Raw genomic sequence first — 26,253 nt, 5'->3', positions numbered from 1 at the left:
AAATACATAAACCATACCAATATGAGTATTGATTTTTTAGTTTCTGTTTTAAATGATATGGAGAACCCTGCTAGGGTAAACAGAAACAATGCTGCTATTATTGTATTAGAGCAGCCAAAATTAATAAAATCTTTAGTTGATTTAACTTTTGATGTTGATAATAAATTGTCAATCAAAGCAGTATGGGTATTGGAATGGATTTGTACACATCATGGTATTGAACATATTCACCCTTATTTAAACTTCTTTACTGAAAACATTTCTAAAGTACATTTTGATAGCGCTATTAGACCTTGTGCTAAAATTTGTGAACATTTGGCAGTTGCTTATACTTCAAAAAAAGAAAACAACACTCAAAAAATATTAAATCAAAAGCACATTGAAAGTATTATTGAAGCTGGATTCGACTGGTTAATTACCGATCAAAAAATAGCAGTTAGAGCCTATACTATGACTTCTTTGTATTTATTTGGCTTAGAAAAAGATTGGGTTCATCCTGAATTAAAACATTTAATTAGTTCTAAAATAATTCATGAAAGTAAAGGCTGTAAAGCTCGTGGCAAGAAAATTTTAGAAATGATTGAAAAAACGAAAACATAATAAACCTATGAAAACACGAATTAACTTATTATTTCTATTTCTTTGTTTTACATTATTATCAAATGCTCAATTTAAGGAAGAAGCTATAAGGTTGACCCAAAATTTTATAGAAGAGCAAAAAATCCCTGGACTCTCAATTTCTGTATCAAAAAAAGGTAAAATTATTTGGTCGGAAGGATTTGGTTATTCAGACCTTAGTAATAAGACAAAAGTATCTCCAAAAAACACTCAATTTAGAATTGCTAGTATCTCCAAAACATTAACAGCTCTTGCTTTAGCAAAACTTATTGATGATAATAAATTAGACTTAAACAATAGCTTATATACCTATGTCCCTGATTTTCCTAAAAAAGATTACGACTTTACCATTCGTCAAATTGCAGGACACACAGCAGGAATTAGACATTATAAAGGCTCAGAGTTTTTAATTAACGATAAAATGTCTATTGTTGAAGGGTTAGATATATTTAAAGAATCTGATTTACTTTTCAAACCAGGAACCGATTTTAAGTATAGTACTTATGGATGGAATTTGTTGAGTGTTGTTATTCAAAATGCTGGTAATAAAGATTTTTTTGAGTTTATGAATGATGAAGTTTTTGTCCCTTTAAAAATGACTAAAACTATGGTAGATAAATCTGATAAAGAAAATACAAATAGAACTCAATTCTATTTAAAAAGAAGAGGAAAAGTAGTTATTGGTCCTAAAGTAAGTAATGAATTTAAAGCTGCTGGTGGTGGTTTTTTATCTACTTCTGAAGATTTAGTTTTATTTGGAAATGAATTTATAAATCCACAAATAATAACAACAAATTCATTAGCTAAACTTACTACCTCTAATAAAACCAATAATGATAAAAAAACAAATTATGGTATTGGTATAAGTATTCGTAAAACAAAAAACAATACAACTAAATTAAGTCATTCAGGAGGTGGTATTGGTGCTTCTTCAATGCTATTAATTTATCCTGAGGAAGAAATTGTAATTTCTATTCTTACCAATTTATCTCACGTAAAAATGCGCAATTATATAAAAGGGTTGGAGAACTTATTAATTCGTTAAAATATTCCAATTGTTCTCATATTCTAACCTCTCAACTACAAGAAAAACCAGTACCCTTTCGGAAACAAAATTACTTCTTCCGGAAAACACTTAACTAATTAACAATAAACTATTTATACATTTAAATTAATATTTACAATTAAATTATAAGTTATGTTAAAAAAAATTTTAGAGTTAAATGGAGTGCAAGAACTAGATAGTTTAACTCAAAAAGAAATTGAAGGTGGTGGTAATTTTGGTGGCTATTTAGATGGAATGCATGTAGGAACTGAAATTTTCGTACCAGAGCCAGAACCGACACCTAGATGGAAGTACAGATGTTATTCTAAAAATCATCAAACAGGTGGAACGTATTATATGAGTAACGTTCTTTTAGATGGATATAACTGTTATCTTAATAACTAATAACAAAAAAGCGAGCTAAAAGCTCGCTTTTTATTTTTATTGAATCTCTTCTAAGTTTGTAGGTTTTCTATACCCTTGAAACGGTTGTTTCAGTAATTCTTTTAAACTAGAATTTTTTTCTTCATCAGGAAAAGTATCTACACCATATACTATTTTTTCACGATCTAGCTCCATATAAGTTCCAAACAATCGATCCCAAATAGAAAAAATATTCCCATAGTTAGAATCGGTATAGGGCAATAAATTATGATGATGTACTTTATGCATATCTGGCGAAACCAGTACATAGCTCAATATTTTATCAAGTTTCTTAGGCATTTTAATATTTGCATGTGTTAATTGTGTAAATATTAATGACATTGACTGATATAACATAATAATTGCAATTGGAGTTCCCACTAAAAACACTCCTAATAATGTAAATGTAAAACGTATTACACTTTCTAACGGATGGTGCCTGTTTGCTGTAGTGGTATCTACCTTATGATCGGAATGGTGTACCAAATGTACCATCCACAAAGGTTTTACTTTGTGCTCTACATAATGTGCTAAATAAGCACCAAAAAAATCTAAAAACAACACTCCTAAAACTACATATAACCACAAAGGCATTGTTGGTAACCAATTAATCAATCCAAAATTATTAGTTTGAACCCAATCAGCAGTTTTTAGTAATAAAAAAGCAAGTGTAAAATTTATAATAACTGTAGTTCCAGTAAAAAATAAATTAGGCCATGCATGCTTCCACTTATTGTATTTAAACTTAAACAAAGGCACAGCACTTTCTAATAGCCAAAAAAAAGTAATTCCTCCTACTAAAATTATGCTTCTATGACTTGATGGAATTGTTTCAAAATAATTAATTATAGTATCCAATATGAAATATTTTCTCTAAAAATAAGAAAAAGTTTTGAGTAGCTATTTTTCTATACTCTATCTTCAATAATCAAAAAACCTTAAAAAGAGTTGTTACAATAATACCTTTTTTATTAGGTAAAGGAATAGATAATAATTGTTGTTGTTTTTTAATTTTAAAATTAAATGGAGGAGCTAATAAATTTAAGCCACTTTTCTTTTTTAGCCTAATCCCTTGCCCTGAAATAATATCTTTATTTGGTTCAAAATCTCCTTTTGGTAAATGCTCCGTTAAAATAATGTATTTAAAAGCTGATAGCTTAGCAACTATTTTTTGTACCTCTGCATTTGATAAATGCTGTAAAACTTGACGAATCATCAAACAATCTGCAATTGGTAATTCTTCTTCTGCAATGTCTAGACAATAAAATTCTAAATTTTCTTCTTTAAATTTTTCTTTATTGTAAGTTATTAAGCTTGGTACAATATCTACTCCAACATATTTTTTGGTGTGCTTAACTAATTGTTTTCCTACATTAAAATCGCCACAACCTAAATCACATACAGTTAAACCATTTTTAAAAGAATTTAGAAAGGAAGTTACTATTTCTATATAAGGTTTAACAATGTTAATATCATGAGAACCATCTCCTGAATAAAACTCTGAAGTATTACCTCCCCAAAGATTCTTTTCATAAACTTGTACCATAGCATCTTTAGTAGGCCATGGTTTCTTTTGCTTTTTAGGTTTCATTGCTTTCTTTTTCTTAGATAGTTTTCTAGAAATAGAAAACCTTAAAAACATTTTTAAGATCTTTTCTCTCTAGAAGATCTCCTCACTTTTTTATTAGATTGTAAAGGCACACGTTTTTTTAACTCTTCAACAATTCTGTAAGTAGCTGGACAAACCTCCGTGTTTTTAACCGTCAAATCTGTTAATTGAATAAACTTTCTACGGTTGGTATGTGGATATTCGGCACAAGCTTTTGGACGTACATCATAAATAAAGCAAGTATTATCACGTTCATCTAAAAAAGTACAAGGAGCAGATTTTAACACCATAAAATCATCCGAATCACGCTCTAAATATTGATTTACAAAATCACGAGCCTTCATTTTTAAGTGCTTAGAAATACGCTCAATGTCTTTATCAGTAAACATTGGACTGGTAGTTTTACAACAGTTACCACAAGTTAAACAATCGGTACGTTCAAACTCTTTATCATGTAATTCTTGCATGATAAGGTCTAAGTTTTTAGGCGTACGTTTTTTTAATGTAGCAAAATATTTTTTATTCTCTTTTTCTACATCTTGTGCTAACTTTTGTAAGTTTTCTAGGTCTTTATCCATGTTGCAAAAATACCTATATAAATTGTTAGAATCAGTTTAAATATCATCCAAATAAATTATGTAATTTTGCACTTCAATTTTTAATAACTAATGAGCATACAAACCTTAATAGAAACTAAAGTAAAGGAAGGTTTTTTAACCTTGTATAATATTGAAATTCCAAGTGTTGAGTTTCAAGCAACCCGTAAAGATTTTGAAGGAGACATCACTGTTGTGGTATTTCCTCTTTTAAGGTACAAGAAAGGAAACCCTGTACAAATTGGTGAAGATTTAGGAGCTTATTTAGTAGAAAATGTTGAAGATATAAGTAGTTATAACGTAGTTAAAGGTTTTTTAAACTTAGTTATAAACGATAGTTTTTATACTAAATTCTTTAATGAAATTGCCAAAGAAACTACTTATGGATTTGTTACTCCTTCAGCAGATGAATCATCAAGAATGGTTGAATATTCATCTCCTAATACCAACAAACCATTACACTTAGGACATGTTCGTAATGTATTATTAGGATATGCTGTTTCTGAAATTTTAAAAGCTTCAGGAAAAAAAGTTTACAAAACTCAAATCATAAACGATAGAGGTATTCATATTTGTAAGTCAATGCTAGCTTGGCAAAAGTTTGGTAATGGTGAAACTCCTGAATCAACTGGCTTAAAAGGAGATAAATTAGTTGGTAATTACTATGTAAAGTTTGACCAAGAATACAAAAAAGAGATTGCTGATTTAGTAGCTAGTGGTACTTCTGAAGAGGATGCTAAAAAGCAAGCTCCTTTATTTGTTGAAGCACAAGAAATGTTGCGTAAATGGGAAGCTGGAGATAAAGAAGTTGTTGCCCTATGGGAAACAATGAACTCTTGGGTTTATGAAGGTTTTGATGTAACCTATAAAAACATTGGAGTTGATTTTGACAAGTTATATTATGAAAGTAATACCTACCTTTTAGGAAAAGATGTAATTGAAGAAGGGTTGAAAAACGGTGTTTTCTTCAAAAAAGAAGATGGTTCTGTTTGGTGCGATTTAACTGATGAAGGTTTAGATGAAAAATTAGTGTTACGTTCTGATGGAACTGCTGTATATATGACTCAAGACATTGGTACAGCAATTCAACGTTCTAAAGACATGCCAGATGTTGGAGGAATGGTTTATACCGTTGGTAACGAACAAGACTATCACTTTAAAGTATTATTCTTAATTCTTAAAAAATTAGGATATTCTTGGGCTGAACAATTATACCATTTAAGCTATGGTATGGTTGATTTACCTTCTGGAAAAATGAAATCTCGTGAAGGAACTGTAGTAGATGCTGATGATTTAATGACTGAAATGACTGATACTGCTCGTACAATTTCACAAGAGTTAGGTAAGTTAGAAGGTTATTCTGAAGAAGAAAAAGAAGAGTTATATAAAATTATTGGATTAGGAGCTTTAAAATACTTTATCTTAAAGGTAGACCCTAAAAAGAGAATTTTATTTGACCCTAAAGCTTCTGTTGATTTCCAAGGAAACACAGGACCTTTTATCCAATATACTTATGCTAGAATTCAATCAATTTTAAGAAAAGCAGATTTTGATTATTCAAACCCTGTTTCTGTTGAATTACATGCAAAAGAAAAAGAATTAATTAAGTTATTAGAATTATACCCTGAAACAATTCAGCAAGCAGCTAAGAACTACTCTCCTGCTGTAATTGCTAATTACACGTACGACTTAGTAAAAGAGTTTAACTCATTTTATCAAAACGTACATATTTTAGGGGAAGAAAATCAAGATAAAAAAGTATTTAGAGTTCAGCTATCAAAAAAAATAGCAGACACTGTAAAATCAGCATTCAGTTTATTAGGAATTCAGGTTCCTGAGAGAATGTAAAAATTAAACAAACAACAAGTAAAAATAAACGACATGAAATACGACGTATTAATAATCGGAAGTGGTCCTGGAGGTTATGTAACTGCTATTAGAGCTTCTCAATTAGGATTTAAAGTTGCAGTAGTAGAAAAAGAAAACTTAGGTGGAATTTGTTTAAACTGGGGATGTATCCCTACAAAAGCATTATTAAAATCTGCTCAAGTATATGATTATTTAAAACATGTTGATGAGTACGGATTAAAAGCAGAGGCAATCGATAAAGATTTTGATGCTGTAATTAAACGTAGTCGTGGTGTTGCTGAAGGAATGAGCAAAGGTGTTCAATTCTTAATGAAGAAAAATAAAATTGATATTATTGACGGATTTGGAAAGGTAAAAACTGGAAAAAAAGTTGATGTTACTGATAAAGATGGTAAAGTAACTGAATACAGTGCAGACCATATTATTATAGCTACTGGAGCTCGTTCTCGTGAGTTACCAAACTTACCACAAGATGGTAAAAAAGTAATTGGTTACCGTGAAGCTATGAGTTTACCTACACAACCAAAATCTATGATTGTTGTTGGTTCTGGAGCTATTGGAGTTGAGTTTGCTCACTTCTACAATTCAATGGGAACTGAGGTTACTGTTGTTGAATTTATGCCAAACATTGTACCAGTTGAAGATAAAGATGTTTCTAAGCAAATGGAGCGTTCTTTTAAGAAAGCTGGAATTAAAGTAATGACTAGCTCTTCTGTAGAGTCTGTTGATACTTCTGGTGATGGTGTAAAAGCGACTGTTAAAACTAAAAAAGGAGAACAAATTTTAGAAGCAGATATCGTTTTATCGGCTGTTGGAATCAAAACAAATATTGAAAACATCGGATTAGAAGATGTTGGAATTATTACTGACAGAGATAAAATTTTAGTAAATGATTGGTACCAAACTAACATTCCTGGATACTACGCTATTGGTGATGTTACTCCTGGTCCTGCTTTAGCGCACGTTGCTTCTGCAGAAGGAATTACATGTGTTGAAAAAATTGCTGGTGTTCATACAGAAGCTATCGATTACGGAAACATTCCTGGTTGTACTTATGCGACTCCAGAAATTGCATCTGTTGGTTTAACTGAAGAAAAAGCAAAAGAAGCTGGTTACGAATTAAAAGTTGGTAAATTCCCATTCTCTGCTTCAGGAAAAGCAAAAGCAGCTGGAACTCCTGACGGATTTGTTAAAGTAATTTTTGATGCTAAGTACGGTGAATGGTTAGGATGTCATATGATTGGTGCTGGTGTAACTGATATGATTGCTGAAGCTGTTTTAGGACGTAAATTAGAAACTACTGGACACGAAGTATTAAAAGCTATCCACCCTCACCCAACAATGAGTGAAGCTGTAATGGAAGCTGTAGCTGATGCTTATGACGAAGTAATTCACTTATAAAAAGATTATATATTTTTTAACTAAAACCTCACCTATTGGGTGAGGTTTTTATTTTTAATTTGACTTTGAAAATTAATTATCAATTAAAAAAGCTATGAAAAAAATTTTATTTTCCTTTTTGGTTATTATTTGCTGTTATTCTTATGCTCAACAAATATCCAATGAAGATTGGGCTACTGATTTAAATTTTTTAAAAACAGAATTGGCTAAGAAACATAAGAACTTATTCTTTAAAATAAGTAAGCAAGATTTTGAAAAAGAAATTGAATCCATAATAAATTCTTTAGGAAAGGATACCAATATTGAAACCTCAATAAAACTCACCCAATTAATTGCTAAAGTAGGCGATACACATACTAACTTAAGTATATCTCATCTACTAAGAAAAAGAAAAACACTTCCTTTAGGTCTTATTTGGTTTGGAGATGGATTGTATATAAATGCTACCTCAAAAGATAATTATGAAATTTTAGACAAAAAATTAATTGCTATTAACAACTATAAAATCGAGACAATTATCGACAGTTTAAAAACATTATTTGTTCCTGAAAACAGAGCTGTTATTAATCAAAATAGTAAAAGATTATTACCTAAACATGTCTTATTAAAGCATTTTGGTTTTGCTAAACCTAACGATAGTATTTACAATTTAAAATTAACCGATCAATCAGGTAAAATAATCAACTATAAACTTAAAGAGACAGATATTCCTAAGAGAAGTTATAGAAATAAAATCTACATGAGAGTTAACGCTCAAAAACCATTTTATATGAATGGTAGTCGTAAAATTTTTAAAGAGAAATATTTTCCAGAAGAAAAAATTTATTTCGTTCAATATAATAAATGCGTTAGTAGAGAAACTGTTGAAAAATACGGAAAAAAAGAATTTGCCTACAGATTTCCTTCTTTTAAAAAATTTGAAGCTAAAGTTTTAAAAGAGCTAAATGAAAACAAAAACATTGACAAACTTATTTTTGATATGAGGTTTAATAAAGGGGGGAGTTCTTATTTAGCTGAAAACTTAATTAAAGAAATTGCCAATAATAAAAAGATCAATCAGAAAGGAAAACTTTTTGTCGTGGTAGGTAATGATACTTTTTCATCAGCTATTTTTAATACTGTTGATTTTAAAAATAACACTAATGCAATTATAATTGGTGAAGAAACTGGAGGAAAACCAAATCATTATGGAAATATTAAATCATTTGCTCTTCCTTATTCAAGAATTAAAGTTACCTTTTCTTCAGATTTTTACAAGTTGAGTGATAAAAATGAAAATACAATTACTCCCGATGTTCTTATAAGAACACAATATGATGATTTTAAAAAAGGAATAGATCCTATTTTCGAATATGTTAAAAAACAATAAGAAAAGATAAAACCTCACCAAAATGGTGAGGTTTTTTTATCTTTGGACATGAAAAAATTTTTCCCATTATTCGTAGTATTATTAATGATGTGTTTTTATTCTTGTAAAAAAGAAGAAAAGAAAACACCTGTACATCCTTTAAGCCTTCCTTTTAATGAACGTCCTGTACCTACTCTTCCAAATAACAATATGTTAGGAGGTGGTATTGTAGGAGGTGCGCATTATATATGTCCTAAAAGATGTAAAGGAGGAACTTCTAGTGAAAAAGGAGTTTGTCCTGTATGTAATTCAGCATTAGCTCATAACCAAGCTTTTCATAATAAACCAGCGAGCACTTCTAGTTCGCCAATGTCAACGCCTGTAACAAAACCAGCCTCTGGTCCAAATGCTAATGGCGAATACCATTATAAATGTAAAAACGGTTGTGCTGGTGGCGAAGATGCAGCCGGTAAATGTAGAAGTTGTGCGGCTGACTTAGAGCATAATGCTGCTTATCATAGTTAAAGATTACTACTATAAAAAGTATAAAAACCTCACCTATTTGGTGAGGTTTTTTGATTGAATAATCTATTTTAAATAATCAAATGTATTCACCATTACATATTTTGGACTTCTACTTATAAAGTCTCTAAAAAAAGCTGTGTGACTTGCTCCCATCAATATAAATACACGATCATTTTCTGTAAGTTCAATTCTATTTAAGTTTGAATACATTCTTAAATTTCTTTGATAATATTTGGCTGCTTCATCGGCTCCTTCAAAATTTTCTTTAGTTCCTACATGGGTTAGCATATCTGCATTTACAGTTATTAAAAAGTCAAGAAATCTATCGTGATTTGTTTGTTTTAATTTATCTAAAAGGTTTAGTTTGTTTTCATCATAATTAACTTCTGGATAAAATTTTAATCGATTTTTATAAAACTTATCATGCCAAATAGCATCTATTTCATTGTTAATTTCTCTTCCAATATTATAATTATACCCCATCCTGTAATCTATTCCATAAATTCGTTTAGTATTCGATAACCTTCCTAATTCATAAGCTAATAACTCAACTTCATCTGGCTTTTTAAATTTCATTTCAGGATTTGCTATGTATTGCTTATATAGAGTCTGGAGTTTTTCATTATATGTTGGCGGAGTTTCTACAATAATAACTGTTGGTTTAAATTCAGCAAGCATAGCTGCTATTTTATGAACTTCTAGTTGATTCTTTTTATCATGTTCGTCAAACTCAGTTTTAGTAGCATCAGAAGTTTGCCCCATATGAAAAGTTCCAAAATTTAAAACTGGTATTTTCTTTAAATCAGAATTTGTTTCTTTTTTTACTTCTGAAACCTTATTTTCTTTTTCTTCGTTTGTCTTTTGTTTAGCGCATGAAACGGTTGACAAAATTGTTATTACAAGTATTAAATATATTCTTATCATTTTATTTTTAATTATAGTTTAGTTATTTCTTCAAAGCTTTTTAAATTAAAATCTACCGACGATTTTGCTAAGAAATTCAGAATTGATAAATGTCCAGCTCCCATTAAAACAAATACTTTGTCCTCTCCTGCTTTGTTCATATTTAGAATGTTTTGAAAAATTCTTAGATTTCTACTGTACCACCAAATTGAATTATCTGCTCCAAAATAATCTCCTTTTTCAGCTTCTCCCATTTTAAATTCACCTATTAAATAATGCCCGTGATTATGACTTACTACATCAGGATTATTCATTATTTTAAAATACTCTACTAATGACATTTCTGTTTTTAACTTATCTCCTTTTTCATATAAACTAAAATAAGTATCATTAATATTCATTTCTCTTTTAATCATTTCCATTCCTGCTTTTTGAGCATAATAATTCTTCTTAGCTTTAAATTCTTTTTGAGTTAAATCGCTTTTAAAGTTTCTTGACGGAGCATCAACAGCATAGAGTTTTTTGTGTCCTAATTCTTTTCCTAATCTGAAAGCAACTTGATATATTTCATTTGATTTTAATCTAAACTTTCCTTCCAAATAGGCATTATATAACGAATCTAGCTTTTGTTGCTTGGTTACTTTCCACTCAACTCCAATCTTAGTAGGTCCGTATTTTTTAATAACATTTAGTAACTCTCTTAATTCCTTTTGACGTTTCTCTGAAAAAATATCGACAGTATGTTTTGGTTTATAACTATCTAATTGTGGATTTGCGAAATGAAATGACCCTAAGATTAATAAATCTGATGATTTTATATTTTTAAAATGTTCATCTATTTGAGCTTTTTGAGCAAATACAACACTTGTTATAAATAAAACGATTGATAAAATTCTAGTTTTCATGATTCTATAGTTTTGAATTCGATACTCCAAAAGTATTTACTAAGGCTAGTTAAAAACTCTAATTTCAACCAACACTAGTGTATACCGTATCAACTCATCAAAAAATTACATCATAAATTTCGTTGTGTAGTTTTACTAGTTTGTCCTAAAAAACAGAAACTACATCTTAAAAAGAAAAAGAAAGTTACCTTTATAGCTACTTTTGAACTATGGAATTAAAAAAAACTTTTAAATATCACTTTATTCTTGGATTCATTATTGTTGGAATGGATCTTTTTAGAAGTTATATTACTGGTGGACACACAAACTTTATAGAAAAATATACTATTGTAGGAATTATTTTAAAAACTACTTTCTACATGACGTTTTTTAGTGTTTATGCTATTAATGTTGGTATTATTTGTCCTAAAACCTTAGCTAAAAACAATCTTGTCTATTTTATTTTAGGGCAAATATCTCTGTTTTTCATTTTTGCTGGGATTCGTTATTTATTAGAAGAAATAATAGTATACAATATTGCTGGATTTCATAATTATCATGAAAGTACCAGAACCTTTTGGTATTATGTTTTTGACAATTCTTATTATAGTTTACAGATAATTTTATTCAGTACTTTTATTTTTTTGTTATTCCGTTTTCTTGAGAATAAAAACAAAATTCACGAACTTAAACTAGAGCATCAACAAGCAGAATTAGATGCTTTAAAAACACAATTAGAACCTCATTTTCTATTTAATACTTTAAATGTTTTCTATTCTGAATTGGCAGATACCCAACCAGAAACTGCTAAAGGAATTTACAAACTTTCTGAATTATTACGATACCTTACTTATGAAGCTCAAAAAGATTACATGCCTTTAAAAAGAGAAATAAAGTTTATTAAGGATTATATTTATTTTTATGAAAAAAGGTTTGAAAATAACTTGTTTCTAAATCTATCAATAAAAGGCGATGTAGCAGAACAACAAATACCTTCTTTGGTTTTGGTTCATTTTATCGAAAATATCTGTAAACATGGTATCATCAATGATAAAAACAACCCTGCTAATATTTCTATTACAATTAATGTAGATTCTTTAGAGCTCAAAACACAAAATAAAATTTCTACTGTTAAAAACTACAGCAGTACAGGAATTGGAAGAGAAAACTTAAAAAAACGATTAGAGTTACTTTTTGATAAAGAATTCATCTTTGAACATAAAGAGTTAAATAATGCGTATACTACATATTTAAAAATACCAATCAAAGCCAACTAACTTATGAATACTTTAAAATGTTTAATTGTCGATGACGAAGCTCCAGCGATAAGATTATTAGAATCTTATGTAAAAAAAGTATCTTTTTTAGAACTAGTTGGATCTACAACAGACCCTATAGAAGCTATCAGTATTATTGAAAAAGAGGCCTTAGATTTGGTATTCTTAGATATTCAAATGCCAACCATTACAGGAATTCAACTTTCTAAAATTATAAAAGATAAGGTTAACGTAATTTTTACCACTGCTTATCCTCAATTTGCTATTGAAAGTTATGAACTCAATGCTATTGACTACCTTTTAAAACCTTTTGAATTTGAGCGTTTTTATAACGCAATTTTAAAAGTAAAACCTAAAGAAGATATAAAACCTATTAGTAAAAGTGATGAATTTATTTTTATAAAAACGGATGGTAAAAATAATTTTGAAAAAGTGTATACAAACGAAATTCTCTATATTGAAAGTTTAAAAAATTATGTATCACTTCATTTAGAAAATAAAGAGGTTATTACCTATAGTACTTTAAAACATTTTGATACTGAACTATCTTCTAAAAGCTTTATAAAAATTCACAAATCTTACATTGTTGCTATTCAACACATAGCAAAAACGGATTCTCTTTCTGTATACTTAACCAACGGTAAAAACTTACCTATAGGAGATACGTATAAAAAAAACTTTTTTGAAAAGATTAATAAACTAATATTATAAAGTTCTAATTATTCTTAATAGTTCCTTAATTATTAAATATTTAACAACCTCATTTTAAAATATTTTTAACCTTAGCAATAAATATGTTAAAAATTTACAATTTCGGCACGATAATTGTTTTTAACATTGCTTTAACTTTTTAATCACAAACTATGAGAAACTATCTACTACACAGTTTTAATTGATGGGAGAATTGTTAAATGAAAAGGAAAGAAAAAAACTCGAAGCATGCTAACTTCGAGTTTTTATTTTTATAAAAAATGTAAAATTAATTATCTAATTAACTTTTTATATTTAATACGTTTCGGCATTAAATCACCACCTAAACGTTTCTTTTTGTTCTCTTCATAATCTGAGAAAGAACCTTCAAAGAAATACACTTGACTATCTCCTTCAAAAGCTAAGATATGTGTACAAATTCTATCTAAGAACCATCTATCGTGAGAAATTACAACAGCACAACCTGCAAAGTTTTCTAAACCTTCCTCTAAGGCTCTTAAAGTATTTACATCTAAATCGTTCGTAGGCTCATCTAATAGTAAAACATTACCCTCTTCCTTTAAAGTCATTGCTAAATGTAAACGGTTACGTTCTCCACCAGAAAGTGTATTTACTTTCTTATTTTGTTCGCTACCTCCAAAATTAAAACGACTTAAATATGCACGAGAGTTTACTTGCTTTCCTCCCATCATTACTAAATCTTGACCCTCTGAGAAATTTTCCCAAATAGATTTTTCTGGATCTATATTAGAATGTGATTGATCTACATAAGCAATTTTTGCTGTCTCTCCTACTTTAAAACTTCCAGAATCTGGAGCTTCCTCTCCCATAATCATTTTAAAAATTGTAGTCTTACCAGCACCGTTTGGTCCAATAATACCAACAATTCCTGCTTGTGGAAGATTGAATTCTAAATTTTCATATAATAATTTATCTCCAAAAGCTTTTGATACACCAGTTGCTTCAATAACATTCGTTCCTAAACGAGGCCCATTAGGAATGTAAATCTCTAATTTTTCCTCAGTTTGCTTTTGGTCTTGACTCATTAATTTCTCATAGTTCTTCAAACGTGCTTTTTGCTTTGTTTGACGACCTTTTGCTCCTTGTCTAACCCAATCTAACTCTCGTTCTAATGTTTTTTGACGTTTAGAAGCTGTTTTACTTTCTTGAGCTAATCTTTTCGATTTTTGATCTAACCAAGACGAATAGTTTCCTTTCCAAGGAATTCCCTCTCCTCTGTCTAATTCTAAAATCCATCCTGCAACATTATCTAAGAAATATCTATCGTGTGTTACAGCAATAACAGTTCCTTTGTATTGTGCTAAATGATGCTCTAACCAGTGTACAGATTCTGCATCTAAGTGGTTGGTAGGCTCATCTAATAATAATATTTCAGGTTCTTGTAATAACAATCTACATAATGCAACTCTACGACGCTCTCCTCCAGATAATACTCCAATCTTCTTATCAGAATCTGGTGTACGTAAAGCATCCATTGCTATTTCTAACTTGGTGTCTAATTCCCAAGCATTAGAAGCATCAATTTTATCTTGAAGTTCGGCTTGTCTAGCCATTAACTTCTCCATTTTATCAGCATCAGAGTATACTTCTTCTAAACCAAACATATCGTTGATTTTGTTATACTCATCTAAAATAGCTACAGTTTCTGCAACTCCTTCTTTTACAACTTCTAAAACTGTTTTATCATCATCTAATTGTGGCTCTTGCTCTAAATAACCAACTTTATATCCTGGTGAAAAAGTTACATCTCCTTGGAAGTTTTTTTCTACTCCAGCTATTATTTTTAACAATGTTGATTTACCAGATCCATTAAGTCCTAGAATACCAATTTTAGCTCCATAAAAAAAGCTTAAATAAATATCTTTTAAAACTTGTTTCCCGGTACTTTGATAGGTCTTAGAGACCTTATTCATTGAAAAAATTACTTTCTTATCGTCTGACATTTAATTGCTATTTTTTATTGTTTAAACTCTTCCTTTAAGGGCGTTAAACACCCAAGCATTTGCAAAAAAACCTAGACCTACAGCTCCAAAACCATATCCTGCTATTTCATCGTATTTAAATACAGCTAATGCTACTAATAAAATACCCATTAAAACCATTATAAGCGTTGCCCAACCTAGGACTGTGTTTTTATTCATTGACATAATTTACTTTTTACAAAAAATGTGAATTACAAATATCGGTATTTATTTAGATTTGACAATATTAAGTTTTAGGGCAAAAACCTTGTTATTCATTACAGGTTTAAATTTATCATATCTTTTATATTTCTATTTTTGGAAAAAATGTAACTTAGTCTTCAAAAATGCGTCTTTATAATATGCGTAACATATTGTACATATTATTCTTTTTATCAATTGGTAAGTTTTCCTACGCTACAAATGACAATGAAATCATTATCAATTCTGTTCCTATTCATTTTAAGAACGCAAAAGTTATAAATGAACATTCTACTCGAATTCCTTTTAAATTAGTTGATAGACTTATTGTTATTGAAGGTAACATAAAAGATAAAAAAGGGAATTTTATTATTGATACAGGTTCTGAAACCATGATTTTGAACAAAGCGCATTTTAAAATTTATCCTTTTCAAAAAGAAAAAAAAACTACAACAGGAGTTATTAATAATATAGATAATCTTTTTGAAAAAAAGATAAAAAAACTATCACTAAAAGAATTTATTCTTCATAATAAGAGATCTGATATTATTGATTTATCTCACATAGAAAAAAGTAAAAAAATTAAACTATTAGGAATCATTGGTTACAGTATTTTAAAAGACTATGAAATTTTTATCGATCTATACCTGAATCAGATTACGCTTACCAAAATAGATTCATCAGGAAATACTTTAAATAAAAATGTATATCTGGAAAAGATAGTTGATACTGTTGACTTTAAACTAGAAAAACACACTATTGTTTTAAATGGTTATATTGGTAAACAGAAAATAAAATTTGGTCTAGATACTGGTGCTGAATTTAATCAGTTGCATAAAAGGATTAACAAAAAAGCTTTAAAGCATTTTTATCCTAAAAAACGTGTAAAACTTGTGGGGGCAAGCAAAAGAAAAATTGAAGTTATGTATGGAGATTTATTCCGAATAAAACTTAGTGACAAGATATATTTTGGACCTATGAAAACCATGCTCACCAGCCTTCATAACATGAACAAAGCCTTTGGCACAAATTTAGATGGTATATTAGGACATGATTTTTTTGCACAAAAAAGGGTTATAATCAATTATAAAAAAGAGAAGCTTTATTTTATTAATTACCCACTTATAAGATAGTTTTTACCTCTTTAAAAAAATCATTTGATTGTATTTATAGTATAGCATGAAGCATTTATTAAAAATAACTTTATTCCTAATTTGTTTTAGTAACCTCAACGTTTTTTCTCAGAAAAAAGCAATAAAAGGTTATAAAATAGAAGGAGATTATGTTGTTTTTACATTTGATAAAAGAGACTATACAGAAGCTACCAATGAGCATACAAAAGAGAAACTGGATTTTGATGATTTTGATATAAAAAATGTTGTTGTTTCTGGTAATTTTAATTCATGGTCTAGAGACAGTTGGAAAATGACTAAGGTTTCCAAAAACATTTATGAATTAAGAAAAAGAATTACCGATTTTAAAGATGAATTTGACTGGGAATTCAAATTTGTTATAAATAATCGCATATGGGCTGAACCCTCTGAAAACATAAGCAATATTACTCCTGCTAGGGATGGTTTCATGAATTACTACACTTATAATTTAAAAATGTATAGTGCCTATCCTAGTAAAAATGGAAATGCTAAATTTAGACTTAAAGGTTTTGAAAATGCTAAAAAAGTAATTCTTACAGGTTCTTTTAATAAATGGAACGAACAACTTTTTGAAATGGAAAAAACCGATAATGGTTGGGAGTTAACACTTCAATTAAATCCAGATAAATATGAATACCGATTTATTGTTGATGGTGCTTGGATTGAAGACCCAATTAACCCTATGAAAGTTCCTAATGAATTTGGAGAATATAATTCTATAATTGATATTTCTGTTAAGGTAAAATTCTTTTTATATGGTTATGAAGACGCCAAAGAAGTAATTTTAGCCGGATCTTTTAATGATTGGTCTGAACATTCTTTAAAAATGAAAAGAGTAAAGAATGGTTGGACATATTCAACAAAACTGCCTTCTGGAAAACATCATTATAAATTTATAGTAGATGGAAATTGGAAAGTAGATCCATCAAACCCTGTAAAAGAATTTGATGGACATGGTAATATCAATTCTGTAAAAATGGTGAAATAATTAAATTTTCGCTGCTAATCTACTTCCTTGGTCTATTGCTCTTTTAGCATCCAATTCTGCTGCCACATCAGCCCCACCAATTACATGAGTTTTAATTCCTTTAGCTTCTAATGGTTCTAATAATTCTTTGTAAGGTAATTGTCCTGCACAAATAATAATATTATCTACCTCTAATACTTTTTGTTCTTCATTTTGTGTATAGTGAAGCCCTTTATCATCTATTTTAGTGTATTGAACTTCATTAATAAACTGTACTTTTTTCTTTTTTAATACAGCTCTATGAATCCAACCTGTAGTTTTCCCTAATTTACCACCAAACTTACCTTTACTACGCTTTAGCATAAATATTTCTCTTGGAGATGGGTGAAAATCTGGTTGTATTCCTTCTATTCCTGCTCGTGCTTTTAAAGATTTATCAATTCCCCATTCTTGTAACCATGCATCTATATTTTGTGAAGTACTTTCACCTTCATGTGCTAAATATTCAGATACATCAAAACCAATTCCTCCTGCTCCAATAACAGCAACCTTTTTACCTACTTCTTTTTTAAGTTTTATAACATCAATATAGCTCAATACTTTTTCATGATCAATTCCATCAATACGTGGTGTACGAGGAGTAATACCTGTAGCTAAGATAACCTCATCAAAGTTTCCTTGAGCTAAATCTTCAGCATTAACTCTTGTATTTAATTGTAGGTTTACGTTGTGTAGCTCTATTTGTTTGTTGAAATAACGAATAGTTTCATAAAACTCTTCCTTTCCAGGGATTTGTTTGGCAATATTAAACTGCCCTCCTGTTTCTTTATCAGCATCATAAAGAGTTACTTCATGCCCTCTCTGTGCTGCAACAGTAGCTGCCGCTAAACCTGCTGGCCCAGCTCCTACAACAGCTATTTTCTTTTTATTTTCAGTTGGAATGTAATTTAATTCTGTTTCATGACATGCTCTTGGATTTACCAAACAGCTAGCTACTTTCTTTTGAAAAGCATGATCTAAACAAGCCTGATTACAAGCAATACAAGTATTTATTTCATCTTCTCTTTCTTCTTTTGCTTTATTTACCCATTCTGAATCTGCTAAAAATGGGCGTGCCATAGAAATCATATCGGCGTGTCCTTCTTTTAATACCTTTTCTGCAGTTTCAGGCATGTTAATTCTATTAGAAGTTACTAATGGAATTGACAATTCTTCTTTCATTTTTTGAGTAACCCAAGTAAATGCTGCTCTAGGTACCGATGTGGCTATAGTTGGGATTCTAGCTTCGTGCCAACCAATTCCTGTATTTATAATAGTAGCTCCCGCTTTTTCTATTTCTTTTCCTAGCTGAACTACCTCTTCCCAAGAACTTCCTTGTTCAACAAGGTCTAGCATTGACAAACGATAAATAATAATAAAGTTTTCTCCTACTGCTTCTCTTGTTTTTTGAACTATTTCAACAGCTAAACGGATTCTATTTTCATAATCTCCTCCATAATTATCAGTTCTTTTATTTGTTCTTTTAACAATGAACTGATTAATTAAATATCCTTCAGACCCCATTATTTCTACTCCATCATATCCAGCTTCTTGAGATAACTTTGCGCAGTTCACAAAATCTTTTACAGTTCTTCTAATACCAGACTGCTTTAAGGCAAATGGTTTAAAAGGATTTATAGGTGCTTGTATTTTTGAAGGAGCTACACTAATTGGGTGATATCCATAACGCCCAGAATGTAAAATTTGCATACATATTTTACCACCTTCTTTATGTACCGCTTCTGTAATTTTTTTATGTTCTCTAGCATGTTTTTTAGTACTCATTCTTGCAGAGAAAGGCGCAGTCCACCCTTGAATATTAGGTGCAATTCCTCCTGAAACTATCAACCCTACTCCTCCTTTTGCTCGTTCTGCATAATAAGCAGCTATTTTTTCAATACCATTTTTTTCTTCTTCTAAACCAGTATGCATAGATCCCATTAAAATTCTATTTTTAATAGTAGTAAAACCTAAGTCTAGGGGCTCGAAAATATGTTTATACTTTGTCATTGTTTTGATAGTTTTAGTTGAAATTTATTATGCATGCATAATAAATGCAAAATACATTAATTTTCTTAAAAAATAAATAAGGCAGCCATTTTATGACTGCCTTATTCTAATATTTATTATTTTTCTAAATAAATTTAGCTACTATCTGATTAACTGGTAAAACATCTTTAGTATGCTCTATACTTGGTCCAGCTACCCATACAGTTTTATAAGTAGCTTTCATGGCTGCCTTTTCAGTAGCTTTCATTCCTATTGAAAAACGGATCATTTTTACCCACTTTTTCAATTTTCTATTTTTATTCAAAATCTTTTCTAACCAACTTTCTTCTGTACCTATTTTTTGTACATAAGGAGTATTAATTACTGTACAAGGTGTTCCAGAAATTCTCTTTGTCATTATAATGTCTTTCTCTCCATAAGTAACACAAGCTTCCTTATATTCTTTCGTCACATCAGACTCTGTAGATGCAATAAAAGGACTTCCAACTGATACACCTATAGCACCATAAGACAACATTTCTTCTAATTGTGCTTTATTCCCTACCCCTCCAGCTGAGATAACCGGTATATTACAGTTACTTGTTAACTCTTCTATTAATTCTTTAGGAGTAAAATTACCTCTGTGTCCTCCTGCTTCATTATTTACAGCAATTAAAGCATCCGCTTTTAACGACTCTACTTTTTTTGCAAACTTTAAATCGGTAACGTCACAAAATACTTTGATTCCTTTTTTATGTGCTTCTCTAATCGTTTCTTCTGGACTTCCCAAAGAAGTTATAATAAAATCTACTCCTTCTTCACACAGTACTTCTAATTGTGCTTTATATTTAACATTAGATTTATTCACAATTAAATTAAAACCAAAAGAACCTCCTTCTACTTTATGCTCTTTTAATTCTTTAATAGCTGCTCTTAGTTCCTCTAAAGTTCTATAATTCAATGCAGGGATACAACCAGCTACTCCTGCTTTCATTCCTTCAATAACCATTTTAGTATTTGACACTAAAAACATTGGTGCCATAATTATTGGGTGTTTAACACCTAAGATATCTTTAAGATTTGACATATTTGAAGTTTTAAGTTTATTATGCATGCATAATAAATTGCAAGATACAATTTTTTATAAGACAAAAGAATACTTAACTTTTAAGTATATTTACATATGCTATAAATTTAAAATTGTGCTATGAGTAGAAAAAGATCTGAGTTAATAGGAAAACTTATTATGTTAATCTTATTTGTTTCTTGTTCAAAAAATGAAGTTAGATTAAAAGAACTCGCAAGTTACCCTGTGAAGTTTGCTAAACAAAAAGTCAATCATCCGAGTAATGATTTTTCTATATTTATCCCAAAAAGCTGGAAATGGAAAGCTGAAGATTATAATAATGAAAACATTATTTTAGGTATTGATGCTATCTCTAATCCCGATAAAGATGGATTTACTGATGTTATTGCTATTCAAAAGATTAAAAGTTTAGGAAAAAATAAAAGTCTAGAATCTGAATTCAAACACTACTTAAACTTAATAAAAAATAATTCGAAAGGTCAAAAGATAGTCGAATCTGGTCCAGCAGAAATTTTAAACCAAAAGTCATATTTCATACATATAAAATCAACTACTGATATATATGGAGCTACTGAATCAATAAGTTTCATTTTAAACAGCGAAACTGAAGGAGTTTTCTATAACTTAACAGCTTCTGCATCTCAAACTAAAGACTTCAAGAAAAATATGTCGGTTATGATTAGGTCTCTATCAACTTTTAGAAAATTAAACAATAAATAAATCGATAATAGAATTGAAAATTTTACAATTTGGGAACCAAAAAATAAGTGCATAACATATAATTTTAAATCATACACTATGCACTAAAAATTACTTCTGTAAGGCTAGAAGTCATCAATGTTAATACAAATAACCCATTTTCCCTTTCTGATAATCTCGTAATGCTTCCATTATCTCTGTTTGAGTATTCATAACATAAGGTCCCCAAGAAGCTACTTTTTCATTTATAGGCTCTCCTGATAATACTAACAAAGTACTTTCCTTTTTCGCTTCTATTTGTATGCTATCCCCATCTTGATGAAAAGTAACCATTTGAGTTGCTCCTTTTTTTAAAGTTGCTTCATCATTAATCAGTACTTCACCCTCTAACAAATACACCAAGGATTTATGTGATGTTGGAATACTAACATTCATTTCTCCTTTCTCTTGAGTTTTAACCGTAAACACATTAACTGCTGTTTGGGTTTTAATCAGTCCTTTTCTTTCTTCTAGTTCTCCAGCTACAACTTTTAATTCTATACTCTTATCTTCATTTGTTATAACAGGAATATCTTCACTTTTTAAATGCTGATAATTTGCAGGCATCATTTTTTTTGCTGCTGGAAGATTAAGCCATAATTGTATTCCTTCTAACTCCCCTCCTCTTTCTACAAACTCTTTTGATGGTCCTTCTGCATGAATAATACCTCTACCTGCTGTGGTCCATTGTACGTCTCCTGCCTTTACTAACATTTCATTTCCTAAAGAATCTCTATGCAATTGCTCTCCTTTAAATAATAATGTTATTGGTTCAAAACCTCTATGCGGGTGAGGTCCCAAATCAAAAGGATTATTAAACGGACTTATTGCATAAGGTCCATAATGATGCAGTAATAAAAATGGATCTACCATATCTATTCCTTCTGTTGGAATGGGTTGTCTTAATCTTACTGGCCCCATGCTTACAAGTGGACTCCCTACTTTATGCGCTATTGTTTTTAATGTTTTCATATTTTTTTTAATTCAAATGATACTTCTACTTTTAATTTACCTAGTAAATAAAGTTGTTCGGTATTTTCTGCTTCTTGTATTTTAAAATCATCACATTTAAATTATTTTCCATGGAAAATATATTGATAAATTTTTTGCCCTTTTCAATATATTTTTATTCCTATCTAATTTTGTCTAATAAATTACTTAACTGAATTGCTTCTTCTTCGGTAATATTTTCAATAAAATCTACATCAATATTACTGTCTATGGTTTCAAGTAACTCTAATCCTTGATTGGTTATGTTTATAAATACGACTCTCCTATCATGATCGCACCTCATACGATTAATTAATTTCTTATCGCATAGTTTGTCCATTAATCGAGTGGCATTAGGAGCTCTTTCAATCATTCTGTCTTTAATAACCTGAACTTTTATAGGTTCTTTGGCTCCTCTAAGGATTCTAAGAATATTATACTGCTGTGGTGAGATTCCATAAGGGCGGAAAAATTCATTTTCTTTACTAAGAATCCAATTTGCTGTATATTTTATATTTATAAAAGCTTTCACTTTGTTATTTGGAAATGTTGAATTAATGTCTTTTGAAATATCTCCCATTGTATCTACCCTCTTAATTTTAAATCCTTCATTAACTTATTGAACAAATCTGATGTTGGTGTTAAATAGACCTCTTCATTAATAAATAATGTTGGGTATTTAACTGTACCTTCATACAGCTCTTTGCTATGTTCTCTGGCTTGTTCATCCGTTGATACATCTTTGTAATCAAAAGCTATTTCTGTAGATTTTAAAAAGTTTTTAAACGCAACTGAATGTGCATGCCCTTTTCTACCGTATAAAGTAATTTTCATCTTTTTCTTTCTTAGTACAAAATTAGTTAAATCGCTTTTTATTTCCAAGGAAACTAATGTAAGAGCATTTATTTCATTTAGCAGTATTGGTAAGAATACAATTACTCCTTATCCTATAAAACCTTCCTTTACATGTGCTCCATCACAATAAGGCTTATTTTTTGAAGCTCCACATCTACAAAAAGCTGTTGTTTTGTTTTTTTTCTCTGATTTTCCATCTGAGTTAGTTATATGTAAAGTTCCATACACTAACAATGGTCCATTTGCTAAAACTTCAATCTTAGTCTCTGTATATGCTTTTTCCTTACTTTCACCTTTTGATATGTATGATAATGCACCAGATGGACAAGCTTCTACTTGTTTTTTAATCCTTTCTGTAGTTGCTCCTTCCATGTTTACCCATGGTTTATTTCTTGGATCAAAAACCTGAATTAATTCTTTCCAACACTTCTTAGCGTGTATACAAGTTTTTGGTTTCCAAACTACAGTAATATCGTCATTACTGTATTTTTTTATTAGCTCTTTTTGCTTATCAGACATAACTAAAATGTTTTTATTTATACTACATTTTCGAAAGTTGTAACTGCCTCTTTAAGTTTTTTATTTAACTCTTCATTTACAATGCTTCCCTCTTTAAAGTTATCATAAAATACTGGTAATGAGAAATTCGAAGCTACATTGGCTCCCATATGAGGAAAAGTTCCTAATGCTGAAGCCAAAACTCCTGCGCCTCCTCTACCTCCTGGTGATGCTGCCATTACTAAAACTGGTTTGTCTCTAAATACTTTCCTATCTTTTCTTGAAGCCCAGTCGAAAATATTTTTAAATGCTGCTGAATACGATCCGTTATGTTCAGCTAAAGAAACTATAAATCCATCATATTTATCTAAAGCTTCATTAAACTTAGCTGCTCCTTCTGGATATTCTTCATCTCTTTCTATATCTTCACTAAAAACGGGTGTCGTGTAATCGTTTAAATCTAATACATCAAAAGATACATTCTCCAATTGACTTGCTGCATAAGTTGCTAATTGTTTGTTAATTGATGTAGTACTTGTACTACCTGCAAACGCTGCTATTTTTTTCATCTTGTTATATTATTTTACTACTTATTTCTGTTTCTTCTTTTATCATTTTAGCAATAGGACATTGAGCTGCCATTGCCAATAATTTTTCTCGTTGTTCTTCGGTTACTTCTTTTTCAAAAGAGATTTCCTCTACTAACGATTTTTTTATTCCTTCAGAAGTTAATGCCTGTTTTTGACTTACTTTAACAGTAATCTCACCTAAATCCCAATTTTTCTTTTCAGCATACATACGTAATGTCATAGACACACAACCTCCTATTGCTGTTAACAAATACTCTACTGGTGTTGGAGCATTATCGTCTCCTCCTTTATTAACCGGTTCATCTATCATTACAAAATGATTTCTCATTTTTGCTTCTGCTAAATAATTACGATTGGTTAGTTTAACTTCTGAAGTGATATTTTTAGGCATTAATCTTTTTATTATATATATATGAAATTACTAATAAAGCCATTGCCATAACTGCTCCCATTTGTTGTCCATCACTTATCATAACATGTGCAAAAAATGCAAGTATAAAAGCAAAGAAGAAACCAGCGTATGCCCATTCTTTCAAAAATGTATCTTTTAAAAACCATATAGCTACTAATCCTAAAATCTTAGCTATTCCATATGGATAAATAATATAGGTTGGATAACCGAATGCTTCATACATTTTTGATACTTCAGCATTATTAAAAAAGTACATTCCAGCAGAAAACAACATTAATAAACTTAATAATCCTGTTGCTACATAATAAATAATTTTGTCTCTTTTCATTATAATTTGGTTTTAAATTCTTTACAAAGATATAAAAAATATTTTTATTTACCATGGAATATATTTTCTAGGTATATATTTACTATTCTCTTATTATTAAATTATTTAGAAATATTTGTATATTTGCATAAGTACTTATATAAATAGTTATTTTAAATATTATGGACGCTTTAAAAGGTTTTGGTGAAATAGGAATGGGCTCTCGATTAAAGAGAGTAAGTGAATATATGATGAGAGAAACCCAATTGGTATATGACAGGTATAATATTGATTTTGATCCTTACCTCTTCCCTACTTTTAAAATCATAAAGAATAAGAAAGGAGTTACCAATGCCGAAATAACTAACAGTTTACTAATATCGCAACCAGCAACAACACAAGTAATAAACAAGCTACTAAAAAAAGAACTCATAGTTTTAAAAGAGGATAAAATAGACAAGCGAAAAAAAGTAATATTTCTTTCTGAAAAAGGTAAAAACCTAGTAAAGAATGTTACTCCAATATGGAATAGTATAGAACAAATTATAAAAGACTACACAACTATTAGCTCTAATTCTTTAGTAGAGCATTTAAACATTTTAGAAGAAAAATTTAACAAAAAAGCTTTTAGCGAAGCTATTATAGAACATATACAAATGAATACAATAAAAAAACACAACCTACAGATTGAAGAATTCAAAAAGGAATATGCTGTTCATTTTTATGATTTAAACATTGAATGGCTTAAAACATTTTTTTACGTTGAACCTTATGATGAAGAAGTTTTAAGTAATCCTGATAAATATATTGTTGATAAAGGTGGACATATCTTTTTTGCAAAATTAGATAATGAAATAGTAGGTACAGTAGCGCTGATGCCTATGAAGGAAGAGAACGTTTACGAACTTACAAAAATGGCGGTTTCACCTAAACATAGAGGTTTTAAAATTGGTCAAAAATTAATGCAACAATGTATCAATTTTGCCAAAGAGAATGAATTTGACAAACTGGTATTATACTCTAACACTAAATTAGAAAACGCTATTTACATTTACAGAAAGTATGGTTTTATTGAAATTCCAGTTGAAGAAAACTCACCATACATTAGAAGTGATATTAAAATGGAATTAAAAACGAAATAAATAAAAAAACTCCAGCTCAATGCTGGAGTTTTTACTTCAAAATAAAATTTATAAACCGCTAACTATAAATTTATGCTTTTATAAAGTTTCCCG

The 26,253-nt window shown here is 29.7% G+C and carries 29 protein-coding genes; 13 read left to right on the top strand and 16 right to left on the bottom strand.

Annotated elements, in window-relative coordinates:
* Nucleotides 1-21 precede the first annotated feature (21 nt).
* The 3 genes from ACOQN8_RS13785 to ACOQN8_RS13775 all read left to right on the top strand — a co-directional run bounded on the left by ACOQN8_RS13785 (nt 22) and on the right by ACOQN8_RS13775 (nt 2,068).
* Nucleotides 22-600, top strand: coding sequence for an adenylosuccinate lyase (locus ACOQN8_RS13785; protein ID WP_420553117.1), 579 nt, complete (start codon nt 22-24; stop codon nt 598-600).
* A 7-nt stretch (nt 601-607) separates the two neighbouring features.
* Nucleotides 608-1,663 (top strand): serine hydrolase domain-containing protein, encoded by a 1,056-nt coding sequence (locus ACOQN8_RS13780; RefSeq protein WP_420553116.1) that lies wholly within the window; start codon nt 608-610, stop codon nt 1,661-1,663.
* 153 nt (nt 1,664-1,816) lie between these two features.
* Nucleotides 1,817-2,068, top strand: coding sequence for a hypothetical protein (locus ACOQN8_RS13775; RefSeq protein ID WP_272148914.1), 252 nt, complete (start codon nt 1,817-1,819; stop codon nt 2,066-2,068).
* Between the two features lie 36 nt (nt 2,069-2,104).
* Here ACOQN8_RS13775 and ACOQN8_RS13770 read toward each other — a convergent pair whose 3' ends face one another.
* The 3 genes from ACOQN8_RS13770 to ACOQN8_RS13760 all read right to left on the bottom strand — a co-directional run bounded on the left by ACOQN8_RS13770 (nt 2,105) and on the right by ACOQN8_RS13760 (nt 4,273).
* Entirely contained in the window at nt 2,105-2,944 is an 840-nt protein-coding gene (locus tag ACOQN8_RS13770) for a sterol desaturase family protein (RefSeq protein ID WP_420553115.1), read from the bottom strand.
* A gap of 70 nt (nt 2,945-3,014) precedes the next feature.
* The gene (locus tag ACOQN8_RS13765; protein WP_420553114.1) at nt 3,015-3,728 is read right to left on the bottom strand and encodes a class I SAM-dependent methyltransferase; all 714 of its coding nucleotides are present in this window, start codon (nt 3,726-3,728) and stop codon (nt 3,015-3,017) included.
* A gap of 2 nt (nt 3,729-3,730) precedes the next feature.
* The gene (locus tag ACOQN8_RS13760; protein WP_420553113.1) at nt 3,731-4,273 is read right to left on the bottom strand and encodes a YkgJ family cysteine cluster protein; all 543 of its coding nucleotides are present in this window, start codon (nt 4,271-4,273) and stop codon (nt 3,731-3,733) included.
* Between the two features lie 90 nt (nt 4,274-4,363).
* Between ACOQN8_RS13760 and argS the strand changes: the two genes are divergently transcribed.
* The 4 genes from argS (at nt 4,364) to ACOQN8_RS13740 (ending at nt 9,434) form a co-directional block, all read left to right on the top strand.
* Nucleotides 4,364-6,139 carry an arginine--tRNA ligase gene (gene argS, locus ACOQN8_RS13755; protein ID WP_420553112.1) on the top strand — a complete coding sequence of 592 codons (1,776 nt, stop codon included), beginning with the start codon at nt 4,364-4,366 and terminating at the stop codon, nt 6,137-6,139.
* 33 nt (nt 6,140-6,172) lie between these two features.
* Nucleotides 6,173-7,561: a dihydrolipoyl dehydrogenase gene (lpdA, locus tag ACOQN8_RS13750; RefSeq protein WP_420553111.1), complete on the top strand. Its 1,389-nt coding sequence runs from the start codon at nt 6,173-6,175 to the stop codon at nt 7,559-7,561.
* A 94-nt stretch (nt 7,562-7,655) separates the two neighbouring features.
* Nucleotides 7,656-8,930 (top strand): S41 family peptidase, encoded by a 1,275-nt coding sequence (locus tag ACOQN8_RS13745; RefSeq protein WP_420553110.1) that lies wholly within the window; start codon nt 7,656-7,658, stop codon nt 8,928-8,930.
* Between the two features lie 48 nt (nt 8,931-8,978).
* Nucleotides 8,979-9,434: a heavy metal-binding domain-containing protein gene (locus ACOQN8_RS13740; RefSeq protein WP_420553109.1), complete on the top strand. Its 456-nt coding sequence runs from the start codon at nt 8,979-8,981 to the stop codon at nt 9,432-9,434.
* A 63-nt stretch (nt 9,435-9,497) separates the two neighbouring features.
* Here the strand turns inward: ACOQN8_RS13740 and ACOQN8_RS13735 are convergent, their stop codons facing one another.
* The gene (locus tag ACOQN8_RS13735; protein ID WP_420553108.1) at nt 9,498-10,358 is read right to left on the bottom strand and encodes a DUF5694 domain-containing protein; all 861 of its coding nucleotides are present in this window, start codon (nt 10,356-10,358) and stop codon (nt 9,498-9,500) included.
* 11 nt (nt 10,359-10,369) lie between these two features.
* Nucleotides 10,370-11,242 carry a DUF5694 domain-containing protein gene (locus ACOQN8_RS13730; RefSeq protein ID WP_420553107.1) on the bottom strand — a complete coding sequence of 291 codons (873 nt, stop codon included), beginning with the start codon at nt 11,240-11,242 and terminating at the stop codon, nt 10,370-10,372.
* A gap of 209 nt (nt 11,243-11,451) precedes the next feature.
* Between ACOQN8_RS13730 and ACOQN8_RS13725 the strand changes: the two genes are divergently transcribed.
* A complete protein-coding gene (locus tag ACOQN8_RS13725; protein WP_420553106.1) occupies nt 11,452-12,498 on the top strand; it encodes a sensor histidine kinase in 1,047 nt (348 codons plus the stop codon).
* 3 nt (nt 12,499-12,501) lie between these two features.
* Nucleotides 12,502-13,209, top strand: coding sequence for a LytR/AlgR family response regulator transcription factor (locus ACOQN8_RS13720; protein WP_420553105.1), 708 nt, complete (start codon nt 12,502-12,504; stop codon nt 13,207-13,209).
* Between the two features lie 272 nt (nt 13,210-13,481).
* Here the strand turns inward: ACOQN8_RS13720 and ettA are convergent, their stop codons facing one another.
* Entirely contained in the window at nt 13,482-15,173 is a 1,692-nt protein-coding gene (ettA, locus tag ACOQN8_RS13715) for an energy-dependent translational throttle protein EttA (protein ID WP_150898966.1), read from the bottom strand.
* A 21-nt stretch (nt 15,174-15,194) separates the two neighbouring features.
* A complete protein-coding gene (locus tag ACOQN8_RS13710) occupies nt 15,195-15,371 on the bottom strand; it encodes a CAL67264 family membrane protein (protein ID WP_175578649.1) in 177 nt (58 codons plus the stop codon).
* A 167-nt stretch (nt 15,372-15,538) separates the two neighbouring features.
* Between ACOQN8_RS13710 and ACOQN8_RS13705 the strand changes: the two genes are divergently transcribed.
* Nucleotides 15,539-16,525 carry a pepsin/retropepsin-like aspartic protease family protein gene (locus ACOQN8_RS13705; RefSeq protein ID WP_420553104.1) on the top strand — a complete coding sequence of 329 codons (987 nt, stop codon included), beginning with the start codon at nt 15,539-15,541 and terminating at the stop codon, nt 16,523-16,525.
* A 46-nt stretch (nt 16,526-16,571) separates the two neighbouring features.
* Nucleotides 16,572-17,534, top strand: a complete 963-nt coding sequence (locus ACOQN8_RS13700; protein ID WP_420553103.1) for a glycogen-binding domain-containing protein — start codon at nt 16,572-16,574, stop codon at nt 17,532-17,534.
* Here ACOQN8_RS13700 and ACOQN8_RS13695 read toward each other — a convergent pair whose 3' ends face one another.
* Together ACOQN8_RS13695 and ACOQN8_RS13690 are read right to left on the bottom strand one after the other, a co-directional pair.
* On the bottom strand, nt 17,535-19,562 hold the full coding sequence (locus ACOQN8_RS13695; RefSeq protein WP_420553102.1) for an oxidoreductase: 2,028 nt from the start codon (nt 19,560-19,562) through the stop codon (nt 17,535-17,537).
* A gap of 124 nt (nt 19,563-19,686) precedes the next feature.
* On the bottom strand, nt 19,687-20,628 hold the full coding sequence (locus ACOQN8_RS13690; RefSeq protein ID WP_420553101.1) for an NAD(P)H-dependent flavin oxidoreductase: 942 nt from the start codon (nt 20,626-20,628) through the stop codon (nt 19,687-19,689).
* A gap of 120 nt (nt 20,629-20,748) precedes the next feature.
* Between ACOQN8_RS13690 and ACOQN8_RS13685 the strand changes: the two genes are divergently transcribed.
* Nucleotides 20,749-21,348: a hypothetical protein gene (locus ACOQN8_RS13685; protein WP_420553100.1), complete on the top strand. Its 600-nt coding sequence runs from the start codon at nt 20,749-20,751 to the stop codon at nt 21,346-21,348.
* 120 nt (nt 21,349-21,468) lie between these two features.
* On the opposite strand, the gene ACOQN8_RS13680 is transcribed toward ACOQN8_RS13685, so the two are convergent.
* From ACOQN8_RS13680 to ACOQN8_RS13650, 7 genes are all read right to left on the bottom strand, one after another.
* Nucleotides 21,469-22,338: a pirin family protein gene (locus tag ACOQN8_RS13680; protein WP_420553099.1), complete on the bottom strand. Its 870-nt coding sequence runs from the start codon at nt 22,336-22,338 to the stop codon at nt 21,469-21,471.
* Nucleotides 22,339-22,498: 160 nt separating this feature from the next.
* A complete protein-coding gene (locus ACOQN8_RS13675; RefSeq protein ID WP_150898973.1) occupies nt 22,499-22,936 on the bottom strand; it encodes a MarR family winged helix-turn-helix transcriptional regulator in 438 nt (145 codons plus the stop codon).
* A gap of 5 nt (nt 22,937-22,941) precedes the next feature.
* Nucleotides 22,942-23,190: a glutaredoxin family protein gene (locus ACOQN8_RS13670; RefSeq protein WP_150898974.1), complete on the bottom strand. Its 249-nt coding sequence runs from the start codon at nt 23,188-23,190 to the stop codon at nt 22,942-22,944.
* 108 nt (nt 23,191-23,298) lie between these two features.
* Nucleotides 23,299-23,730 (bottom strand): (4Fe-4S)-binding protein, encoded by a 432-nt coding sequence (locus ACOQN8_RS13665; RefSeq protein WP_420553098.1) that lies wholly within the window; start codon nt 23,728-23,730, stop codon nt 23,299-23,301.
* 17 nt (nt 23,731-23,747) lie between these two features.
* Entirely contained in the window at nt 23,748-24,278 is a 531-nt protein-coding gene (locus ACOQN8_RS13660) for an NADPH-dependent FMN reductase (protein ID WP_299120500.1), read from the bottom strand.
* 4 nt (nt 24,279-24,282) lie between these two features.
* Nucleotides 24,283-24,690 carry an OsmC family protein gene (locus ACOQN8_RS13655; RefSeq protein WP_420553097.1) on the bottom strand — a complete coding sequence of 136 codons (408 nt, stop codon included), beginning with the start codon at nt 24,688-24,690 and terminating at the stop codon, nt 24,283-24,285.
* Entirely contained in the window at nt 24,683-25,039 is a 357-nt protein-coding gene (locus ACOQN8_RS13650; protein ID WP_420553096.1) for a DoxX family protein, read from the bottom strand. The genes ACOQN8_RS13655 and ACOQN8_RS13650 overlap by 8 nt, the downstream gene beginning before the upstream one ends.
* A gap of 161 nt (nt 25,040-25,200) precedes the next feature.
* Between ACOQN8_RS13650 and ACOQN8_RS13645 the strand changes: the two genes are divergently transcribed.
* Nucleotides 25,201-26,160 (top strand): bifunctional helix-turn-helix transcriptional regulator/GNAT family N-acetyltransferase, encoded by a 960-nt coding sequence (locus ACOQN8_RS13645; RefSeq protein ID WP_420553095.1) that lies wholly within the window; start codon nt 25,201-25,203, stop codon nt 26,158-26,160.
* Nucleotides 26,161-26,253 lie beyond the last annotated feature (93 nt).

Origin of the sequence: Tenacibaculum aiptasiae, assembly GCF_965221665.1 — a bacterium.
GTDB lineage: Bacteria > Bacteroidota > Bacteroidia > Flavobacteriales > Flavobacteriaceae > Polaribacter > Polaribacter aiptasiae.
This window is presented reverse-complemented; position numbering and strand designations above follow the sequence as displayed.

Bases quoted from the DNA above. Each gene is read 5' to 3' on its own strand.
- ACOQN8_RS13710 (WP_175578649.1), bottom strand. From the start codon at position 15,371: ATGAATAAAAACACAGTCCTAGGTTGGGCAACGCTTATAATGGTTTTA.
- ACOQN8_RS13670 (WP_150898974.1), bottom strand. From the start codon at position 23,190: ATGAAAATTACTTTATACGGTAGAAAAGGGCATGCACATTCAGTTGCG.
- ACOQN8_RS13765 (WP_420553114.1), bottom strand. From the start codon at position 3,728: ATGTTTTTAAGGTTTTCTATTTCTAGAAAACTATCTAAGAAAAAGAAA.
- ACOQN8_RS13740 (WP_420553109.1), top strand. From the start codon at position 8,979: ATGAAAAAATTTTTCCCATTATTCGTAGTATTATTAATGATGTGTTTT.
- ACOQN8_RS13675 (WP_150898973.1), bottom strand. From the start codon at position 22,936: ATGGGAGATATTTCAAAAGACATTAATTCAACATTTCCAAATAACAAA.
- ACOQN8_RS13700 (WP_420553103.1), top strand. From the start codon at position 16,572: ATGAAGCATTTATTAAAAATAACTTTATTCCTAATTTGTTTTAGTAAC.
- ACOQN8_RS13695 (WP_420553102.1), bottom strand. From the start codon at position 19,562: ATGACAAAGTATAAACATATTTTCGAGCCCCTAGACTTAGGTTTTACT.
- ACOQN8_RS13645 (WP_420553095.1), top strand. From the start codon at position 25,201: ATGGACGCTTTAAAAGGTTTTGGTGAAATAGGAATGGGCTCTCGATTA.
- ACOQN8_RS13660 (WP_299120500.1), bottom strand. From the start codon at position 24,278: ATGAAAAAAATAGCAGCGTTTGCAGGTAGTACAAGTACTACATCAATT.
- ACOQN8_RS13745 (WP_420553110.1), top strand. From the start codon at position 7,656: ATGAAAAAAATTTTATTTTCCTTTTTGGTTATTATTTGCTGTTATTCT.
- ACOQN8_RS13720 (WP_420553105.1), top strand. From the start codon at position 12,502: ATGAATACTTTAAAATGTTTAATTGTCGATGACGAAGCTCCAGCGATA.
- ACOQN8_RS13680 (WP_420553099.1), bottom strand. From the start codon at position 22,338: ATGAAAACATTAAAAACAATAGCGCATAAAGTAGGGAGTCCACTTGTA.
- ACOQN8_RS13725 (WP_420553106.1), top strand. From the start codon at position 11,452: ATGGAATTAAAAAAAACTTTTAAATATCACTTTATTCTTGGATTCATT.
- ACOQN8_RS13735 (WP_420553108.1), bottom strand. From the start codon at position 10,358: ATGATAAGAATATATTTAATACTTGTAATAACAATTTTGTCAACCGTT.
- ACOQN8_RS13785 (WP_420553117.1), top strand. From the start codon at position 22: ATGAGTATTGATTTTTTAGTTTCTGTTTTAAATGATATGGAGAACCCT.
- ettA (WP_150898966.1), bottom strand. From the start codon at position 15,173: ATGTCAGACGATAAGAAAGTAATTTTTTCAATGAATAAGGTCTCTAAG.
- ACOQN8_RS13705 (WP_420553104.1), top strand. From the start codon at position 15,539: ATGCGTCTTTATAATATGCGTAACATATTGTACATATTATTCTTTTTA.
- ACOQN8_RS13730 (WP_420553107.1), bottom strand. From the start codon at position 11,242: ATGAAAACTAGAATTTTATCAATCGTTTTATTTATAACAAGTGTTGTA.
- ACOQN8_RS13685 (WP_420553100.1), top strand. From the start codon at position 20,749: ATGAGTAGAAAAAGATCTGAGTTAATAGGAAAACTTATTATGTTAATC.
- ACOQN8_RS13775 (WP_272148914.1), top strand. From the start codon at position 1,817: ATGTTAAAAAAAATTTTAGAGTTAAATGGAGTGCAAGAACTAGATAGT.
- argS (WP_420553112.1), top strand. From the start codon at position 4,364: ATGAGCATACAAACCTTAATAGAAACTAAAGTAAAGGAAGGTTTTTTA.
- ACOQN8_RS13650 (WP_420553096.1), bottom strand. From the start codon at position 25,039: ATGAAAAGAGACAAAATTATTTATTATGTAGCAACAGGATTATTAAGT.
- ACOQN8_RS13690 (WP_420553101.1), bottom strand. From the start codon at position 20,628: ATGTCAAATCTTAAAGATATCTTAGGTGTTAAACACCCAATAATTATG.
- ACOQN8_RS13760 (WP_420553113.1), bottom strand. From the start codon at position 4,273: ATGGATAAAGACCTAGAAAACTTACAAAAGTTAGCACAAGATGTAGAA.
- ACOQN8_RS13655 (WP_420553097.1), bottom strand. From the start codon at position 24,690: ATGCCTAAAAATATCACTTCAGAAGTTAAACTAACCAATCGTAATTAT.
- ACOQN8_RS13665 (WP_420553098.1), bottom strand. From the start codon at position 23,730: ATGTCTGATAAGCAAAAAGAGCTAATAAAAAAATACAGTAATGACGAT.
- ACOQN8_RS13780 (WP_420553116.1), top strand. From the start codon at position 608: ATGAAAACACGAATTAACTTATTATTTCTATTTCTTTGTTTTACATTA.
- lpdA (WP_420553111.1), top strand. From the start codon at position 6,173: ATGAAATACGACGTATTAATAATCGGAAGTGGTCCTGGAGGTTATGTA.